We start from the raw sequence: 16117 nt of genomic DNA, 5'->3' as shown, positions 1-16117 counted from the left end.
AGGAAATTGATAAGGAAAAGTAACCTATTTTCATCTAATGAGCATCGCTGATAACAAAAAAGCCTTCCACGACTACTTTATCGAGGAACAATTCGAAGCAGGAGTCGTACTACAAGGCTGGGAGGTCAAAGCTATACGCGCAGGCCGACTGCAACTTAAAGAAGCTTACGTCATCGTCCGCGATGGTGAAATTTTCTTGTTTGGCGCCCATATCGGCGCCCTTCCGACCGCATCAACACACATCCATCCAGATTCCGTGCGAACTCGGAAGTTATTACTCCATGCAGCCGAAATCAGTAAGCTGATTGGTAAAGTAGAGCGTTCTGGCTACACCATGGTGCCACTGAATATGCACTTCGTTAAAGGCCGCATCAAATGTCAGATCGGCCTTGCCAAGGGTAAAAAACAACACGACAAGCGCGATACGGAAAAAGAGAGAGACTGGCAGCGCGAACAACAGAAGATCATGAAACAACACCGCCGTTAGGACTCAATGGATATCGATCCATACCAAATTTATTTTTTAGGTGGATGTAATTCTTGCTCAACGTCGCGCACCTGCTGACGCAGCGCGCGACGCTCCTCTGGCGTCAATTTGCTTTTTTTCTCTTTAGGCTTGACGTTTTGCGGGGAATTTGCGGTTGATTTACCTCCAGCTCTAAGGAAGAAGCTCCCGCCAAACTCTCTTGAAGAAAAAAAACGAGTCCTAGCACTCCTGTCGTCAGAGTGCACCCATCCCCTTAACTCTTTATTATTAAGCAATACAGACGCACGAAAGCCACTCTCTTGAGCATAGGCTGAGTTGAAAAATACGATAGTTGTTAGCAGAATAAGAATTCTGGCTGAAGGCAAATTCATTACGTCATCACTAGATTCTAAGAAAAAACACCCGAAGAATGCTGACCGCACACCACTAAAAAAGAAATACCGCTCGTTAATATGTTACCTATGTATATGCAAGAGTTAGATACACAAGTGCAGCAGAGCAATAAATAATGAGCAAAATCGTTAAGCAAGGTAAGATGAGGCACTCAAATAAAACGTCTCGCTAGGCGCAAGAGTCTAAATCACGCGACTTAAATTGATCTTTCACAAATCGAAAAATATGTAACAATGTGTAAGTCCAGCAATTAACAGGTTTCCAAGCACGGACGATGCCAGTAAGATATTCATATGAACACTCATCATTCCACTACTGACACCCCCTCAACTGCCGCTAGCAGTTCCCCAAAAGCAAAAATCCTAGTTGTAGACGATGATTTGCGTTTGCGCGAACTCCTACGTCGCTATCTGACCGAACAAGGATTTCAGGTAGTCGGCGCGGAGAATGCTCAAGCCATGAACAAGTTCTGGATGAGAGAGCGCTACGACATGCTTGTGTTGGATTTAATGCTCCCTGGCGAGGACGGTTTAGCAATCTGTCGACGCTTGCGCGGCGCTGGCGACCGGACACCCATCATTATGCTGACTGCTAAAGGCGAAGAAGTTGATCGTATTATTGGATTGGAAATGGGCGCTGACGACTATTTACCTAAACCATTTAATCCAAGAGAATTAGTTGCAAGAATCAACGCAGTGTTACGGAGGAAAGTGCCGGATGAACTACCGGGCGCACCCTCCGAAGGCCCGCAGACGTTCACATTCGGCGAGTTTACCCTCGATTTAAGTACACGTACTCTCAAGAAAAAGAATGAGATGGTGTCTTTAACGACAGGGGAGTTTTCTGTACTCAAGGTGTTTGCCCGTCACGCACGCCAGCCATTATCCAGAGAAAAACTCATGGAACTAGCACGTGGTCGAGAATATGAAGTATTCGACCGTAGTCTGGACGTTCAAATTTCTCGCTTGCGAAAACTGATAGAACCCGATCCATCAAATCCTTTATACATTCAAACGGTGTGGGGGCTCGGCTACGTCTTTATTCCTGACGGACAAAAAACTTAAACGTCGGGTTTCAGATGCAAATGCGTTCCTATTTAAATAGTCTTGAATGGCTACGCAGCGGTCTGTTTTGGCGCACTTTTTTCATGCTGGCTGCACTTGTGATGGCCAGCATGACTGTCTGGTTTATGAGCTTCCGGACTTTAGAGCGCTACCCTCGCGCACAACAACTTACCACACAGATAACATCCATCGTCACCATTACTCGCGCCGCACTCACACATTCGGCACCTGAACGACGAAAAGAATTATTACTCGATCTGGCAAACAACGAAGGCATACGAATTTACACCTTAAATGAAGGTGATAAAACCGACCCTCCAGAAACTAGCGCTTTTTTTTCTGAGCTAAGCTATTTGATGAAAATTCAGATGGGCAAAGAAACGCGTTTTGCCAAATCAGTCAACGGAATAGAAGGTTTTTGGGTCAGCTTTGACATTGAAGGCGACCAATATTGGCTGCGACTTGAAGAAGATCGCTTAGATCCGCCGTTTACCCTGCCAATCATTAGCTGGGCTTCAGCAACACTGATTTTTACCCTGCTCGGCGCCGCGATTATATCCAAATTAATCAACGATCCATTATCTCGCTTAACGAACGCGGCGCGACTTTTGGCGCAAGGCAAGCAACCGCAACCACTGCCTGAGATAGGCCCGAAAGAAATACGCGAAACAAATGCCAGTTTTAATAATATGGTAGAAGATCTTGCCAGGATTGAAACCGATCGCACCATCATTCTTGCGGGTATTTCCCATGATCTGAGAACACCCTTGGCTCGTATGCAACTAGAGGTCGAAATGGCAGTACTCGATGATCAGGCACGCACGGGAATGCAGTCTGATCTGGCACAAATGGATGCCATCATCAGCCAATTTTTGGATTACGCAAAACCGATTGATAGTCTGCGCTTCGACATGATCGACATTAGCGCATTACTGGAACAAGTAATCCACGAGTATTCCCGCGTTAATTACTTGCACATCCATTCATCGATTGCACCTGGCCAGATGATTTCTGGCAACACCACTGAATTGCGGCGCATGTTTAGCAATCTGATAGAAAATTCGTGCCGCTATGGCAAAAATCCTGACAATCTAAATACCGTCATCGAAATACAGTGCAGCCTTAAAAATAAAGGAAAAAAGCAAGGCGTTCTGGTTAGCTTCCGCGACTATGGCGAAGGTGCAAAGAGTGATGATCTCACCAAACTTCTCAAGCCATTCACACGTGCTGACGCATCACGTAGTCAGGCAAACGGATCTGGTCTCGGACTCGCTATTGTCGACCGCATCGTACGCCGACATCGCGGTAGAATGCGTATTTACAATCACGACTACAAAGGCTTCGTAGCCGTCATGATTTTTCCTGAAATCAAATTCAAGTAGAGTCTAAAAACAGCCTCAAAAAACTTCAGCAAGCGCCAACAAATTTCAAAACATATTCAAAAAAAATCCCGTTACCACACTCGATAACGGGATTTTATTCTTGCCCTACTTTGATCGCATTAGTTTATTTTGAGCCAGCCAGAGCAATTTGAACTTCTGATTTACTTTTTTCGTCTACATTACCTTTGACTGATTTTTCATCGGTTGACTTCTGCACTTCAGCTTTTTTTACTTGCACTGGCGCGGCCAGTTCATAACTCAATTGCATATTTGGATTGACCTTTGAGGGAGCAACAACGTGAGCACGTTGGACCTGAGCTGGTGCATTCACTGCGAATGCTGAAGAAACTGGTAGATAGCTACCGAAACCGGCAAACCCTACTGCGCCAACAACACCAGCACACATCATTAAGCCGGCAAGTACTGATGGACGCATACGGAAGCGGAAACGCTCCTGAACTTGTACTATTTCAGGCTCAGCCAGAACATCGATATCTTCCACAGCAACAGGAGCATTAGCCAATATTTGCTGAACTTGCATGCGCCATTCTTGTGTCAGTTGCTGCTTTTGACGCAATTTGGCGATCAATTCATTCGCCACATTTTCTGCCTGTTGACGCTCAGCCTCAAGCTTCAAGCGCACTTGTTCTGCCTCGGCTTGCAACGCACATTCTTGTTCGAGAGCGAGCTGTTTTAAATTTTCAGTTTCAACCGATTGCTGTTCTTGAAGCAGACGAATTTGCTCTTGCAACTGCTTTTGCAACTGATCTTGCAAAGCTTGTTGCTGCAAATCTTCTTCAGACATTGTCATTGCCTGATGTTGCAATTGCTCCTGAGCTTGCTCCAGTGCATGTTTAGCAGCCGCTTGCTCCGCGCGACGTTGCAACAACATATCAGCAAAAGCGGCCTCTTGTTCTTCCTGTAGCGCCAAATCAGCCAGCAATGTTTGTTCAGCCTGAATACGCAAGGCGACATCCTGAGCTAACTTTTGTTCAGTTGCGCATCGCTGTGCTTCCAATTCCGCAAGCGCCTGCTCTTGGGCGATACGTTCATTCATGGCGGCAATTACTTGTTGTGCTTGCTCTATCTGCGCCGTTGTGGCGATACTTAACGACTGTTCGAGTGCTAATTTTTCTTGCTCGAACGCTGCAGCTTCGACAGCCAGACGGGCGCGCTCTTTGCTCTGCAAAGCAAGTTCAGCCTCTGCGTGCAAACGATCTTCGGATGCTTTAAGCAGCAATACTTCTGCATCCATTTTTTCTTCAATCGCCTGCAAGGCCTGCTGCTTTAAACGCAAAGTTTCTTGCTCGCGCTGTTTTTGTTGCTCCAATGCCGTGATTTCACGCTGAGCAAGCTCAGCATTCTGCAACTCTAACTGTTGCAATGAAAGTAATTCATTTGCTTTTGTTTGTGCCAATTCTGAAGCTTCAATTTGTGCTGCGGCGTGCATCAATGCCAATTCTGTCGCTTCTTTTTCAGCATTCAGTTTCATCTGCATGGCAACATTCGCGTCCTGCTCAGCCTGTGCGCGAATGTCGGCTAATTGCAAATATCCCTGCTCCGCCTGCTGGCGCTGCTCCGCTTCTGTCAGTGCTTTTTGCTCAGCCACAATTTTCTGCTGAACAGCACTTAACTCTTCTAAAGCCGCTGCAGCACGACGATTTTCCAAAACCGCTAAGGCTTCAGTTTCACGCAATTTTTCTTCCATTGCATTAGCCGCCAAGCGCTGTGCTTCAGCGTGTTCCTGCGATTTCACAAAAATCGTCTGTTCGGTTGCTAATTGTTGTTGCGCGGCGGCATTCGCCAATTGTTCTTGCTCGGTACGCTCTGCAACAACTTTAGCCAATGCCTGCTCTGCCTCTAATCGTTGCTGAACAGCGGATTGTGCCTGCAATTCAGAATGAAGTTTCGCATCAAGTTCGATACTTAATTGCTGCTCAAGCGCCAAGCGCTGCTGTTCAGCACGGCTAGACTCAAGCAATAAAGATGTTTTTTGTTCGAGCGCTGCTGCGGCTTCCCGTTTGATCAATGCCTCTTCAGCGGATTTTGCAAGCCATTGTTTTTCTGCCGAATTCAACGCGTCCACTGCTAATCTCGCTTCTTCATCGCTTTGATGACGAGCATAAATTAAGGCGACATGTTCTTGCTCAACAGCCAGGCGGGCTTGTGCAGCCTCGATTGCGTTCACTTCGGCTTGTTGCTTTTCAGCCAGCATAGCAATCAAGGCTTGTTCTGCTTGATTACGCTCTTCTTGCGCAGCACGCAATTGCTGCTCTTGTTGCAATCGTTGGCTTGCCAATTCTGCCATCAATTTTTGTGCATCCACATGCGCCGCCAGCTCTTGATGCAACGCACGTTGTGCAGCAAGCGTCGCATCAGCAGCGAGGCGCGCAACATGTTCTGCATGCGCGTTTGCCTCAGCAAATTCTTTTGCCTGCGTTTCGCTACACAAACGGCTCTCTACTTCTTGCTGAACTCTTTTTTCAGCAGAGAGTTTCTGTTCTGTCGTTTCCAATAACGCAGCATCATCTGCAACACGTTGCAAAACAACTTGCTCTAACTCAGCGATACGACGATTTTTTTCAACTACTAATTGATGTGCTTTGTGCTGGCTAGCGGCGTAGGCCTGCGCTTGCGCTTGCAGCGCTCTTTCTGCCTCCAGTTTTGCCGCTGCCATTTCACTCGCCTCTTGTTCTGCAACAGCGCGGGCAGATGCTGCAATTGCTTGCTCTTGCTCAGCCTGAGCAGTGGCCTGAGCAGCGGCGTGGGCGATTTTTTCTGCTGCCAATTTCTCAAGGGTGGCTTGGGCAGCTAATTTTTCCGCTACTGCTTTTTCTTGTTCTAACTTGGCTTGCTGCTCCAGCGCTAACGCTGCTTGCTGTTGAGATTGTGCCTTTTCTTGTTCCAAGCGAGTCAATTGGGCTGCCGCTTTAACCCTGGCCGCAGCTGCTTCGGCAGCGAGTTGTTCGGCTTTCGCCTGTGCCGCGTTTTCTTCGCTTAATTTTTTCTCTTCAGCCAACTTGAGCTCAGTCGCAACACGCAAATTACGTTCAGTTTCAAGCAAGGTCAGATGTTGATTACGTTGTTCTTCTTCTACTTTGGCTTTTGCTTGCAACTCCGCTGTCAATTGCTTCTCAGCTTCGAGTTTCTCGCGAATAGAAGTTAATGCCGTTTGCTCGGACTCCGCACGCAATTTCAATGTTTTACCAAGCTCTTCTGCTTCCAAAACTTTCTCTTGAGCCGCTTGCGCTGCCTGCTTTTGCAGCTCGGCATGTTCTTGCATTTTTTGCAGACGTGTCTGTTCTGCCTGAATTAAGGCCAGACGAGTTGTTCTGGTTTCCGCTTCTTGTTGCTGACGTGCTTGCAATACATTCACATGCTCGCGATCAGCGTGCGCACGTGCAATGACCTGTTCAGCAGTGGCGCGTTCCGCTTCCAGTTTTTCTTGTGCTGCACGAATAGCTTGCTTTTCGGCTTCATTTCTTACCTGCTCTGCACGGGTCATTTCCAGCGCCTGGCGGCTTTTGAGCTCCGCCATGGAAGCTGCTTTGAGTTGCATTTCTTTTTGAATTTCTGCCTGTTCTAAGGCTTCTTTTTCAGCCTTTGCAGCCATTTCAAGCGCGATTCTTTGCTCGCGTTCTGCCTGTTCTTTGGCTTGCGCGATGGCTTTCATTTGCTCCTCAACACGCTTTTTGTTCTCAGCTTCTAGCTGCGCAGCCTGCTCCAGCGCCAGCTTTTCCTCGGCTGTTTTGAGCATTTGCTGAACTGCGTCAGCACGACGACGTTCAACGTCGAGTTTTTCGTCCAGGATCTCCATCGCTTTCGCCTCATCTTGAGCGCGTTGCTGTTGCACGCGCAGCAGTTCAGTCACATCCCTGCTCCGTTTGACCGTTGCTTCGGCCATTTTTTGTTGCAGGTCGGCTTGCTCCATTGCTTGCTCTAAAGCAATTTTTTCTGCTGCACACTCAGTTTCCTGGGCAATACGCGCTGCACGTTCGGCAGCCTCTTGCATACGCATGAGTTCAGCATGAGTTTGATCGGCTTTGGCACGTACCTCCGCTTCTTCAGTTCTTTGACGCTCTGCCTGAAGCTTTTCCTCTAAGGCAGCAGCCGCTTTTTGTTCTGCTTCGGCGCGCATTTGCTCAACCTGGGTGAGTTCTTGGGCACGCTTTGCCTTCAATTCAGAAGCAATATTGGCGCGTTTTAAGAGTTCAGCCTGGAACGCACTAGCACTCAATGCTTGTTGTTCCGCATCGGCTTGCTGGCGCGCCGCTTCAATCGCGACTTTTTCGATCTCAATTCTTTCTTTTGCGAGCTTAGCAGCGCGTTGCTCTTCCGCTGCACGCTGACGTGCAATATCGGTTGCCTCCTGATCGGCGATACGACGCTGACGTGCTTCTTCAGCTGCCTCGGCTTCGGCTTGCATACGTGCGCGCGCTTGCGCGTCCGCTTGCTGTTCGTTTTCTATGCGGCTCATTGCTGTAGATTGCAATTCACGTTCGGCACGAATACGTGATTCAGTAACCTGGCGAATTTTATCTTCAGCTTCACGTCTTGCCTGGGCAGTAGCTGCCGCTGCTAATTCGGCTTGTTCACGGCGGGTCGCAGCTACATGCAATTCTTGTTCCGCCTGCATGCGCAGTTGAATTGCTTCGGCGGCACGACGTTCAGATTCCATGCGCGCCTGAGCGATCGCATCTTGCTCTTGTTCTATCGCTACGCGAGCCAAAGCATCTTCACGGGCACGGGCTTCTATTGGTGCACGGTTAAGTGCAAATTCCAGCGCCATTGCATCGGCCTGTTCGCGTTCTTTACTGACTTGTAAGCTTTCGCTACGAACTTTAACCAGTGCTTCGGCAGTTTCGCGCGCTTCACGCTCACGACGTTCACGTTCACGCGCTAATTCGGCAATACGTGCGTCAGCACGAGCGCGCTCCACTGCTTGCTGACGAGCGTCTTCGGACGCAGCGACGCGTTCTGCCGCCCATGAACGTGCAGTTTCTGTCTGCTTACTTAATTTAACAGCGGCCGCTTGTGCCTTGGCGGTGATTTCTTGTTCTGCTTTAAATTGCAGCTCGGCACGCGCTTTTGCTTCTTGTTCTAATTTTTGACGCTGCTCAGATTGCGCTCGGGCACGGCTCTCCATTTCGGCGCGTTCTTGTAAGTCGCGTGTTTCTTGCTCATTGGCGGCGATACGTGCCACGCTGGCAGTTTGGGATTGTTTTTCAGCAAGCAACCTGGCCTGACTGCTTTGCACAGCTTCTTGTTCTATTTGAAGCTTTTTCTGAGCTAATTCTGCAGTTTCCGCTTCAACCTGCGCACGCGACTCAGCAAGCATACGCGCTTGGGTTTCTGCTTTAAGGCGGGTTTCTGCAGCAACGGTTGCACGTGCCTCAGCTTCTACACGCGCAATGGCTTCGCGAATGCCTTTAACGTCTATCCGGGAATTCGACTCAAGCGCATCAGGAGAAGACGAGAAATCTTCTTTCTGATCGGCGAGGCGATCGAGAGAGAATCCTCCCAAAGAAAATTTGTTTAACAATGTCTGATTGCTGTCCATACTTCACTCCTGATTTGGTAGCCGTTCCCCAAAATAGCCGGCCTAGCCATTTCGGAACTTCTTACCCTTAATTATCAATGAAGAAAAAACAAACAATCCTGCAAGCAAAGGAAGAAAAACCCCTCTATTCGCGCTTATTCAAAAGCAAACAGCCCCACAACTTAGCTAGGAGACGTAAAATAGCGGTCACTTCAAATTTAGCTGGAGAAATATCTTGAATGAATTAGTCACAGAAATAAAACACCCGTTGGTACAACACAAACTGTCCTTAATGCGCAGCAAAGATACGCCAACAGACAATTTCCGCCGCTTATTACGTGAAATCAGCCAGATGCTGGCCTATGAAGTGACGCGTGATCTGCCGATCGAATTTACAAAAATCGAAACACCGATTCAAACTATTGACGCGCCGACCATCAGCGGCAAAAAATTGTGTGTGATTTCTGTATTGCGTGCAGGCAATGGCATTTTGGATGGCATGTTGGATTTATTGCCAAACGCCCGTGTCGGCCATATCGGTTTGTACCGTGATCCGGAAACTCTGGAACCAGTTGAATACTATTACAAAGTACCAGAAGATATCGCTGAACGCCTGGTGATTGTGGTTGATCCTATGCTGGCAACGGGCAACTCTGCTGCTGCCGCAATTGCACGCCTCAAATTGGGTGGCGCAACAAGTATCAAATTTGTTTGCTTGCTCGCGGCCCCTGAAGGCATCAAAGTCATGCAAAATGCACACCCTGACGTACCTATTATTACCGCGTCGATAGACCAATGCTTGAATGAACACGGTTATATTGTTCCTGGGTTGGGCGATGCTGGTGACCGTTTGTTCGGCACTAAATAAATCTTAGTTTTCCCTGCAAAAAAGCTCCAGCCTGACGCTGGAGCTTTTTTTTAAATCGGGCCCAAAATATAAAGAGCCCCTGATTGATCACTTAAAAAATTACCAAGCGATCAACGTGGGGCTCTTTATATTTAATGTGAAATAAATCAGGTTTTTGGCAACGTAACGCCGTGCTGCCCCTGGTATTTACCGCCACGATCCTTATATGAGGTTTCGCACACCTCATCACTTTCAAAGAACAAGACTTGCGCACAGCCTTCGCCAGCATAAATTTTCGCTGGTAATGGTGTCGTATTGGAAAATTCCAACGTCACATAGCCTTCCCACTCAGGTTCAAATGGCGTGACGTTGACGATGATGCCGCAACGAGCATAAGTGGACTTGCCAAGGCAAATGGTTAACACGCTGCGTGGAATGCGGAAATATTCCATTGTGCGCGCCAGCGCGAACGAATTTGGTGGAATGATGCAAACGTCGCCTTTAAAGTCGACAAAGGATTTCTCATCGAAATTTTTTGGATCAACGATCGTGCTATTGATGTTCGTGAAGATTTTGAATTCATCTGCGCAGCGAATATCGTAGCCATACGAAGACGTACCATAACTGACAATACGCTGACCGTCTTGCTCGCGCACTTGTCCAGGCTCAAACGGTTCTATCATACCCGTTGACTCCGCCATACGACGTATCCACTTATCCGATTTAATACTCATGCATATCTCCTGCCTAATTAATCTTGAATGCGATTTTACGCGAAATCAACACCACAAATAAGCAAGATCAACAAACAAGACGTGGAATTGGACGTAGAAGTACGTAATTCTGCTGCTAATGCATAGTATTAACCGTAAAAAATGTGCAGCGAGACTTATTAATGTGCAATCTGAGGCACTTAAGCAGATTGACGGACTTCTGCGGCAGCGGCCTTAATCGCCGATTTGATCCGGGAATAAGTACCACAACGGCAGATATTTCCACTCATTGCATTATCAATATCTTCATCGCTAGGATGTTTATTTATAGCCAGCAATGCGGCGGCACTCATTAGCTGTCCTGACTGACAATAACCACATTGCGGAACATCATGCGCGATCCACGCTCGTTGCAAAGCATGGCTGGCATCCGCTGAAAGTGACTCAATTGTGGCAATATTTTTATCTACAACGCTAGCTAACGGGATCTGACAAGAACGAACGGGATTACCGTCAACATGCACAGTACACGCGCCACACAAAGCAGCGCCACAACCAAATTTGGTGCCAGTTAAACCTAATTCATCGCGTATCACCCACAATAATGGCGTGTCAGCTTCAGATTGGCAGGTTACGGATTTTCCGTTTACTTTTAAATTGGTGGACATGCATGTCTCCTGTCGGATTTATTACTTTTAAGTGAATATTGTAAAATCAGTTCCGTATTTAAATATTTATAGCTAGCGCTGACTATTCTATCTCTATCGGTGCAAACCTCGGCACACGCACACCATCAACTTCAACCATTTCAAAAAAAACGTCTTTGGGACGAGTCCAGACAGTACCGTTGTGTGAGCGATAAACAATGACAGGACTAAGGTCAGACTCTTGGGTGGCCTCGCACACCAATTCGTAAACGCCACCTTTGTAATGTCGAAATTTTTGCACTGTGCCCACCTTTTTTTGCGATTTGTTTAAATCTTGGCGCTGAAACTGCTTTTTTAGAAAAGATGGCACCTTTGCAGCACTCATCTTATTTATTTCAATCAATAGTTGCGGATCCACACTCTCCGCAGCATACCGCTCGGAAATTTGTTGAGCAACATAGATCAGTAGCTTAGAAGCAACTTCAGCGTCTGCTTCTGCGCGGTGCGCCGCTCCTTGAAAACGGATTCCCAGCGAAGACGCAAGTTTGCTTAACGAATAACTTGGCATCCCTGGAAAAATCCGTCGCGCCAGTTTTACCGAACAAACCAATCCGTCATGCGCAGGCCACAACCCCTGTCTGTCGCTCTCCGCCTTAAGGAATTTCTCATCAAAACTGGCATTATGCGCCGCCAGTGTATCGGTTCCAATAAAGTCTAACAGCTCAGGCATGACCTCAGAAACCGGTGGTGCTCTATCGACCATCGATTGAGTAATACCAGTCAATTCAGTAATGTAATACGGGATACGTACGTTGGAATTAATGAGCGAAACAAAGCGATCGACAACTTCCCCACCAGCTATTCTTAAAGCGGCCACTTCAGTGACGCGCCCGCCCTGCTCCGGACTCATCCCTGATGTTTCAAAGTCAATCATGACAATAGGTCTTGCAAACATATTTTTATTATTGAGGAACTAAGGTTAAAAAAAGGCATCCATCCATACTAGCCCTTGACCTCGCTTGCTATTCATGGAGAACTTTGGCGATTCGAGGGCTAAAAGAGGGCTAAACAAATTAACTCTTTATTTGCGCAAGACTTTTGCAACTTTTCCGGCAAACCCTCAATGCCGTCGAACATATAGTTTTGCACAAATTCTCCCGCATTGTAATCGCTGTCAGCGATTCAATCAGAACTACACACATAGGATTGCCTTCTTCGCAAGATTATCTGCGAAAATAGATTGTCGATTAACGATCGAAAAGGCGGCAGCATCAATATGACAAATTTTATACAGAAGCTACAGAAGCATTTAACAGTACCAACAAATGATTTATTGCGCGACCTGACTTATCGCCGTTTATGGACATCGATACTGATCAGTTCCTTTGGCGCTCAAATTACTATGCTCGCTCTTCCCCTGACCGCGGCGGTACTACTCAAAGCCAGCGCCAGCCAGATGGGGATTTTGACGTTTATGGAGACGCTCCCTTTTGTGCTGCTATCACTCCCATCAGGAGTGTGGCTGGATCGCGTTAAAAAATTGCCAGTCTACATTGCGGGAGAGACTGCGATCGCGCTTGCTGTTGCCAGTGTTCCAGTCGCATTCTGGCTAGGCTCGGTGAATATGGTCTGGCTGTACATCGTCGGGTTTATCATTGGCATGGTCAACACCACCGCCGGATCTGCTGCGCAAATTGTATTGACGCAAATTGTGCCACGTGAACGACTGGTCGAAGCACATGCTAAAAATGCGCTAGCAACCTCTGGCGCAGAAATCGCAGGACCAGCTGCTGCTGGCGCACTCATCAAACTACTCGGAGCGCCGTTCGCACTGATTGCTGATGCCATGCTTTTATTAAGTTCCGCACTGATATTGCGCGGCGTTAACGTGATCGAACAACGTCCCGTCAAAAAAGATTCACATTTCTGGCGTGATTTAAAAGAAGGTGTCTCCTTTGTCGTCAATAAACCCTTACTGGTTGCACTAGCTTTCGCCGTTGGCACATGGCAACTGTGTTACAACGCCGCTCTGGTGGTGCAAATTTTGTTTGCGACCCGCGTATTAGGCTTATCTGAACAAGCGGTCGGCTTTAGCTACATGGGCATGGGTGTCGGAACCATTATCGCCAGTGTGTTTGGCTATCGTATCAGTCGTAAATTAGGACCAGGTCCCTGTTTAGTCACTGGCATTGCCATTTGCGGATTAGGCTGGAGCATACTCGCTCTGGCTCCTGAAAATCAATGGGGCGTGGCAGCTTTTGCTTTGATGTTGATGTGCTTTTCTATTGGCGGCGTGCTGATTTTCATCAACTTCCTCGCCTTACGGCAGGCGGTCACGCCCGAGCCTATGTTGGGACGTATGACAAGCACTATGCGATGGTTGATTTTAATCCCAGCCGGCCCCGGGGCATTGATCGGTGGCTGGATGGGTGAGTATTTAGGGCTTCGTTATTCGTTAGGATTTGCGGGGATAGTCGCCTTATTACTGGCTTTTTTTGCTTGGCGAAATCCGATTATTCGCTCAATCAAAACACTGCCAGAACTTCATGAGCATGACGAAAAGCCACACGCCTGAAATCCTGATTGCAAAATCGCGGCTAAAAGCGGGATAATGCACGACCCGCAATATATTTAGACTTTGTCACTTAACTCCCCCGATATGGAAACGAGAGTGGCGAAACGTAGCCTGGCGCATTCAAAATAACTGATTGCGCCCTTTTTTGAACAATTCAAGGTACACACATGGCAAAAGAAATGTCCCCGTCAACATTTAAGCCGTATATTCCAGCCTCGGCAAATTTGCCGGAAATGACGCCACGCGCATTGATTATGGGCGTCATTCTGGGAATGATTTTTGGTGCGTCATCACTCTATCTGGTGCTCAAAGTTGGCTTAACGGTCAGTGCGTCCATTCCAGTCTCTGTGATCGCAATCACTTTGTTCCGCCTGTTTAATAAATTAGGCGCAAAAGACTCAACAATTCTGGAAAACAGCATCACCCAAACCGCAGGTTCTGCAGGCGAATCACTGGCATTTGGTTTGGGAGTTACGATGCCAGCGATCATGATTCTGGGTTTTGATCTGGAAATCTCACGCGTGATGTTGGTGGGCTGCCTTGGTGGCTTATTGGGGATTCTATTGATGATCCCGATGCGCCGCACGATGATTGTTGAAAATCACGGTGCCCTGAAATATCCAGAAGGCACCGCCTGCGCCGAAGTTCTCAAAGCTGCCGCAACGGACAGCTCAAGAGAAGCTGCTGGTGAAGCCAGCGATCCACACGCGCAAGATGATGCTAACAAACGCGCACGCATTATCTTTAGCGGATTCGGTTTAGGTCTGATCTACAAAATTGCGAACGTCGCACTCAAAGGCTGGAAAGACACGCCGGAAACCGTTTTTGGCGCACCTCTTGCAAGTGGCTCGATAGGCGCTGAAGTGTCGCCAGAATTATTAGGCGTAGGCTACATCATCGGCCCACGTATTGCTTCTGTCATGGCAGCAGGTGGCGTGATGTCTTACTTGTTGCTGATCCCGATGATTAAGTTCTTTGGCGATGCACTTAGCGTGCCGCTCTCTCCGGGGACGATGTTGATCAAAGACATGAGCCCACACGATATTCGCAGCGCCTACGTGCTGTATATCGGTGCGGGTGCGGTTGCAACAGGCGGTTTAGTCAGTCTGGTACGCGCCATGCCAACGATCTGGCGCAGTATGTCTGCCGGCCTCTCTGGCTTGAAAAAGGGTGCGGATAGCATTACCAGCGGCACTGTATTACGTACCGACCAAGATATCCCAATGAAATGGGTAGTAATCGGTGCATTGGCCATCATTGCCGTTATCACTTTTGCGGCACCCTTGCATATGAACCTGCTGGGCGCGCTGTTAATTCTGGTGTTCGGCTTTTTATTTTCTACCGTTTCTTCACGCCTGACTGGTGAAATTGGCTCCTCATCGAATCCAATTTCTGGTATGACAGTCGCAACATTGCTCTTCACTTGCCTGGTTTTCTTATTGATGGGCTGGACTGGGGGCAAATACTACGTGACAGCCTTGTCTGTTGGCGCGATTGTTTGTATTGCCTGTAGTAATGCAGGTACAACTTCACAAGATTTAAAAACCGGCTTCCTGGTGGGGGCTACCCCAAAACTGCAACAGTATGCGATTCTGGCTGGTGCCTTATCTTCCGCCTTAATCCTCGGCCCTATTTTACTGAAATTGAATGACGCAGGCACAGTCTACGTTCCAGCAGCACAAGTTGCTCCTGCACTGACAACTGACGCTTCCAAATTAACAGAAACTGCGCAACTGCAAGGCCCTCAAGCAGAACAAGACAAAGCAACGTATCGCGTTTGGCATAAAAATGACGCTCTAGGCGCACCTGCAGGTAAATACCTGGTCAATGATGCTGGCAAAGTTGCCTACCTCGTCGATCCGGGTATCAATGGCGCCTACAAGCAACGTCCAGATGGTACTAGCGTGACAAAATATGACGCACCAAAAGCAGTGTTGATGTCGTACATCATTAAAGGCATTTTGGACCGCCAATTGCCTTGGACACTTGTTTTGTTCGGCGTCATGATCGCAGTAGTATTAGAAATGGCTGGCATTCCATCTCTGGCTTTTGCAGTTGGCGTTTATCTGCCACTCTCCTCCTCAGCACCGCTTTTCGTTGGTGGCATGATACGTTGGTTGGTTGATCGCAGAAATAACAAATTAGATCAATACAAAAACCTGAACGAAGAAGAAATGCAAGCCGCTGGCGATCGCAGCTCTGGCGTTTTACTCTCTTCCGGCTATATTGCTGGTGGTGCATTGGCAGGTATCGTCATCGCATTTACCGCTGGTATTCTGACAAACTTCGATAAAGCAATTGGTGACTGGTCGACAGCACACAATCCTTTTTTTGAAGGTGCTTATTCTGACGGATTATCCTTAATTCCGTACGCGTTTATTGCGATTCTGCTCTACTGGATTGCCAGGGAAAAGAACATTAAACAATCCTGATTTGGCTAACCAATCAATGCACTGATACCTTAACGCAC

General features: G+C 47.7%; 11 protein-coding genes. 6 read left to right on the top strand and 5 right to left on the bottom strand.

Annotated features, from left to right (window positions below; translation table 11 throughout):
* The first annotated feature begins 37 nt into the window (after positions 1–37).
* Positions 38–487 carry an SsrA-binding protein SmpB gene (gene smpB, locus H8K32_RS01205; RefSeq protein WP_186910631.1) on the top strand — a complete coding sequence of 150 codons (450 nt, stop codon included), beginning with the start codon at positions 38–40 and terminating at the stop codon, positions 485–487.
* Positions 488–516: 29 nt separating this feature from the next.
* Here the strand turns inward: smpB and H8K32_RS01200 are convergent, their stop codons facing one another.
* Positions 517–858, bottom strand: a complete 342-nt coding sequence (locus H8K32_RS01200) for a hypothetical protein (protein ID WP_186910630.1) — start codon at positions 856–858, stop codon at positions 517–519.
* A 315-nt stretch (positions 859–1173) separates the two neighbouring features.
* On the opposite strand from H8K32_RS01200, the gene ompR reads away from it, so the two are divergent.
* Together ompR and H8K32_RS01190 are read left to right on the top strand one after the other, a co-directional pair.
* Positions 1174–1944, top strand: a complete 771-nt coding sequence (gene ompR, locus H8K32_RS01195) for an osmolarity response regulator transcription factor OmpR (RefSeq protein WP_186910629.1) — start codon at positions 1174–1176, stop codon at positions 1942–1944.
* A gap of 14 nt (positions 1945–1958) precedes the next feature.
* On the top strand, positions 1959–3326 hold the full coding sequence (locus H8K32_RS01190; RefSeq protein ID WP_246447057.1) for an ATP-binding protein: 1368 nt from the start codon (positions 1959–1961) through the stop codon (positions 3324–3326).
* A gap of 124 nt (positions 3327–3450) precedes the next feature.
* Here the strand turns inward: H8K32_RS01190 and H8K32_RS01185 are convergent, their stop codons facing one another.
* Positions 3451–8886, bottom strand: coding sequence for a hypothetical protein (locus tag H8K32_RS01185; RefSeq protein ID WP_186910628.1), 5436 nt, complete (start codon positions 8884–8886; stop codon positions 3451–3453).
* Positions 8887–9100: 214 nt separating this feature from the next.
* On the opposite strand from H8K32_RS01185, the gene upp reads away from it, so the two are divergent.
* Entirely contained in the window at positions 9101–9733 is a 633-nt protein-coding gene (gene upp / locus H8K32_RS01180; protein ID WP_186910627.1) for a uracil phosphoribosyltransferase, read from the top strand.
* Positions 9734–9879: 146 nt separating this feature from the next.
* Here the strand turns inward: upp and dcd are convergent, their stop codons facing one another.
* From dcd to H8K32_RS01165, 3 genes are all read right to left on the bottom strand, one after another.
* A complete protein-coding gene (gene dcd / locus H8K32_RS01175) occupies positions 9880–10446 on the bottom strand; it encodes a dCTP deaminase (protein WP_186910626.1) in 567 nt (188 codons plus the stop codon).
* Between the two features lie 179 nt (positions 10447–10625).
* Positions 10626–11093, bottom strand: coding sequence for a (2Fe-2S)-binding protein (locus H8K32_RS01170; protein WP_186910625.1), 468 nt, complete (start codon positions 11091–11093; stop codon positions 10626–10628).
* Positions 11094–11175: 82 nt separating this feature from the next.
* A complete protein-coding gene (locus H8K32_RS01165) occupies positions 11176–12006 on the bottom strand; it encodes a DUF1653 domain-containing protein (protein WP_343067918.1) in 831 nt (276 codons plus the stop codon).
* Positions 12007–12348: 342 nt separating this feature from the next.
* Between H8K32_RS01165 and H8K32_RS01160 the strand changes: the two genes are divergently transcribed.
* Together H8K32_RS01160 and H8K32_RS01155 are read left to right on the top strand one after the other, a co-directional pair.
* Positions 12349–13647 carry an MFS transporter gene (locus H8K32_RS01160; protein WP_186910623.1) on the top strand — a complete coding sequence of 433 codons (1299 nt, stop codon included), beginning with the start codon at positions 12349–12351 and terminating at the stop codon, positions 13645–13647.
* Positions 13648–13826: 179 nt separating this feature from the next.
* Positions 13827–16079 (top strand): OPT family oligopeptide transporter, encoded by a 2253-nt coding sequence (locus tag H8K32_RS01155; protein WP_246447056.1) that lies wholly within the window; start codon positions 13827–13829, stop codon positions 16077–16079.
* Positions 16080–16117 lie beyond the last annotated feature (38 nt).

Source organism: Cognatundibacterium jejuense (assembly GCF_014284255.1).
Taxonomy (GTDB): domain Bacteria; phylum Pseudomonadota; class Gammaproteobacteria; order Burkholderiales; family Burkholderiaceae_D; genus Undibacterium; species Undibacterium jejuense.
Note: the sequence above shows the minus strand (reverse complement) of the source record. Positions and strands in the feature narration are given on the sequence as shown.

What these genes read in the sequence shown, in the direction of transcription:
- H8K32_RS01190 (WP_246447057.1), top strand. Translation starts at nt 1,959, where the DNA reads ATGCAAATGCGTTCCTATTTAAATAGTCTTGAATGGCTACGCAGCGGT.
- H8K32_RS01200 (WP_186910630.1), bottom strand. Translation starts at nt 858, where the DNA reads ATGAATTTGCCTTCAGCCAGAATTCTTATTCTGCTAACAACTATCGTA.
- H8K32_RS01160 (WP_186910623.1), top strand. Translation starts at nt 12,349, where the DNA reads ATGACAAATTTTATACAGAAGCTACAGAAGCATTTAACAGTACCAACA.
- H8K32_RS01165 (WP_343067918.1), bottom strand. Translation starts at nt 12,006, where the DNA reads ATGATTGACTTTGAAACATCAGGGATGAGTCCGGAGCAGGGCGGGCGC.
- ompR (WP_186910629.1), top strand. Translation starts at nt 1,174, where the DNA reads ATGAACACTCATCATTCCACTACTGACACCCCCTCAACTGCCGCTAGC.
- dcd (WP_186910626.1), bottom strand. Translation starts at nt 10,446, where the DNA reads ATGAGTATTAAATCGGATAAGTGGATACGTCGTATGGCGGAGTCAACG.
- smpB (WP_186910631.1), top strand. Translation starts at nt 38, where the DNA reads ATGAGCATCGCTGATAACAAAAAAGCCTTCCACGACTACTTTATCGAG.
- H8K32_RS01155 (WP_246447056.1), top strand. Translation starts at nt 13,827, where the DNA reads ATGTCCCCGTCAACATTTAAGCCGTATATTCCAGCCTCGGCAAATTTG.
- H8K32_RS01185 (WP_186910628.1), bottom strand. Translation starts at nt 8,886, where the DNA reads ATGGACAGCAATCAGACATTGTTAAACAAATTTTCTTTGGGAGGATTC.
- H8K32_RS01170 (WP_186910625.1), bottom strand. Translation starts at nt 11,093, where the DNA reads ATGTCCACCAATTTAAAAGTAAACGGAAAATCCGTAACCTGCCAATCT.